This window comes from Protofrankia sp. CiP1_Cm_nod4 (assembly GCF_982290645.1).
On the sequence record NZ_CEVIVC010000232.1, the window covers coordinates 2,235 to 5,001 of the forward strand.

The window sequence follows — 2,767 nt, forward strand, 5'->3', positions numbered from 1 at the left end:
GCAGGCGGGAAAGGCAGGGAGGGGATGGCCGTGGTCACGTCGGTACCGGTTGCGCAGGCCCAGCCCGATGCCGCCGCGACGGTCGAGCGGCTGCGCCGGACGTTCGCGACGGGCCGCACCCGCGACCTCGGGTGGCGGCTGCGGCAGCTCGGCGCGATCGAACGCCTGCTCACGCAGCGGGAGGACGACATCGTCGCCGCCCTCGGCGCCGACCTCGGCCGGGGCGCCCACAACGCCTGGTTCGGGGACATCGCCAGCACCCGCGCCGAAGCCGCGTACGCCCGCAGGCACCTGCGGGGATGGGTGCGCCCACGGCGGACGTCACTGCCGGTGAACATGCTGCCGGGCAGGGGCTTCTACCAGTACGAACCACTGGGCGTGGTGCTCGTCGTCGGCCCGTGGAACTACCCGGTCTACCTGACGCTGTCCCCGCTCGTCGGGGCGCTCGCCGCGGGCAACGTTGTCGTGGTCAAGCCGTCCGAGCACGCGCCGGCGACCTCCGCGCTGCTCGCCCGCCTGCTGCCGGAGTATCTGGACGCGGACGCGGCCGCCGTGCGCGAGGGGGATGCCACCGTCACCCGGCAGCTGGTGGCGCAGGGGCTCGACCACGTCTTCTTCACCGGCGGAACAGAGACCGGTAAGCAGGTGATGGAGGCCGCGGCGCGGCACCTCACCCCGGTGACCCTGGAGCTGGGCGGCAAGAGCCCGGTCATCGTCATGCCGGACGCCGACCTGGACGTCGCCGCCCAGCGGATCGCCTCGGTGAAGCTGCTCAACGCCGGCCAGACCTGTGTCGCCCCCGACTACGTTCTCGTCGACAGCTCGGTCCGGGACGAGTTCGTCGCGAAGATCCGGGCCACGCTGGAGCGGTTCCAGCGGGACGAGCCCGTACAGCGGATCGTGAACCCACGGCAGTTCGACCGGCTGCGCCGCGCGCTCGAGGGGCACCACGGGCAGGTCGTGGCCGGCGGCGGCAGCGATCCCGGCACGATCACCGTCGAGGCGACGGTCGTGCTCGATCCGGACCCGGCCTCGGAGCTGATGACCCAGGAGATATTCGGGCCGGTTCTGCCCGTCCTGACGGTCGGTTCCCTCGACGAGGCGGTCGCCTTTGTCAACGCCCGGCCGAAGCCGCTCGCCCTGTATCTTTTCACCAGTTCGAGGACGGTGGTGCGGCAGGTGCTGCGCGGGACGAGCTCCGGTGGTGTCGTCGTCAACCATCTGGCGGTGCAGGTCCTCGTCCCGCAGCTGCCTTTCGGGGGAGTCGGCGCCAGCGGGATCGGCGCCTACCACGGCCGGTGGGGATTCGAGGCGTTCAGCCACCGCCGGGCGGTCGTCACGAAACCGGCCCGGCCTGACCCGCCGCTGCTCTACCCGCCGTACACGGAATGGAAGAAGAAGCTGCTGCGCCGCTTCTTCTGAGATTTCCTGTGAGATTTCCTGGGACGCGCCGGGCTTTTGTGGGTCCTGCTGGCGCCGGCTGCCCGGCCCGCCCCGGCCGCGGGTGGTGCCCGTGACCGGGGCGGGTCTGACGGCGCCCGGGAGAAGGCGTACCGGCGGGATTCGTCATCGGTACCGGTCCCGCCGGCGCGGGTCGAGCTGTGTTGCGACGTTGCTGGCTCAACGTCCGCTCACCACTTGTTGTCGGTGAGTTGTTTTCGGAGTCGTGCCGTCACACCGTGTTGGTGCCGGTCAGGTGGTGCCGATCAGATGATCGGACCGACGATCGGGCCGACGATCGGGCCAACCGGGCCGACGATCGGGCCGACGCCAACGGGGCCGACAGGACCGACGGGGCCGACCGGACCCACGGGGCCGACCGGACCAACCGGGCCGACAGGGCCAATGGGGCCGACCGGGCCGACCGGACCAACCGGGCCGACGATCGGGCCGACACCGACACCCGCGTCAGCCCCCACGACGGTGGTGGCACCGGCGTCTACGCTGCTTGCGGTTGCGACAGAGGTGCCCAGACCGATGAAGGCCGCGGCACCGAGCGCCACGGTCGCGCCGGCGAGGACCCTCCGGACTATCGAATTCTTGTCGTTTTGCACGGGTAACACTTACCTCCCAACGCATTCATCCGATAGAACCTGCAGCAACGCGAACTCCCGAAAACGAAATGGTAGCCGCGTCTCGTTCACGTTAGGCCATGCGCCGGGCCGGGCGGGGACTATTCCCGGCGCGGTACGTGTATGTCACAGGAACCGGCCCGGGACGGATGGCGGGCCGGGCCGGCAGTGCCACGGGCAACGATATCCGCTGTGTGGACAACGGTATTTGCTGTATCGCGGTCACCGTCGGCGCCGGCGGTATGTGCTGTCCCACTCCGAAAGGGCCGTCGTCACGGTGACCGGCGACCGGCCGTCACGAATTCCGTGCCTGTCGGCCAGGTCACGCCCGGTCGTCGCCATCGCCCGGGGGCCATCGCGGAAAATGCCAGGACCACTGCCGGGACCATTGCGGGGAACTCCGGGACCATCGGCGGCGGAACAATGCCACACGTCCCGCCGCGGACGGGACGACCGGGTACGGGCCGGCGGCGGTCCGCCGCTGCCGCCGCCGCTGCCACTGTCACGGCGGCGGGCCGCGCCGTCGGCACCCGCCGCCGGACGGGCCCGTGGCCACCGGGCGGCCAGCCGCCCACCCGGTGCCGAGAGGTCCGGTGGGGGAGAAGCGTCCGGCATGGTGGGCGCGACCCGTTCCGCCTCGCCCGGCGCCCGGCGCCCGGTGCCCGGTGCCGGTGCCCGGTGCCGGGGGTCGGGGG

At 71.7% G+C, this 2,767-nt stretch carries 2 protein-coding genes; one reads left to right on the forward strand and one right to left on the reverse strand.

Annotation, left to right across the window (positions count from 1 at the left end; translation table 11 throughout):
* A partial coding sequence (locus tag AC5LSR_RS23380; protein ID WP_493469041.1) for an aldehyde dehydrogenase family protein occupies window positions 1-1,422 on the forward strand: 1,422 nt, incomplete at its 5' end.
* Window positions 1,423-1,706: 284 nt separating this feature from the next.
* Here the strand turns inward: AC5LSR_RS23380 and AC5LSR_RS23385 are convergent.
* On the reverse strand, window positions 1,707-2,054 hold the full coding sequence (locus AC5LSR_RS23385) for a hypothetical protein (RefSeq protein ID WP_250285724.1): 348 nt from the start codon (window positions 2,052-2,054) through the stop codon (window positions 1,707-1,709).
* Window positions 2,055-2,767 lie beyond the last annotated feature (713 nt).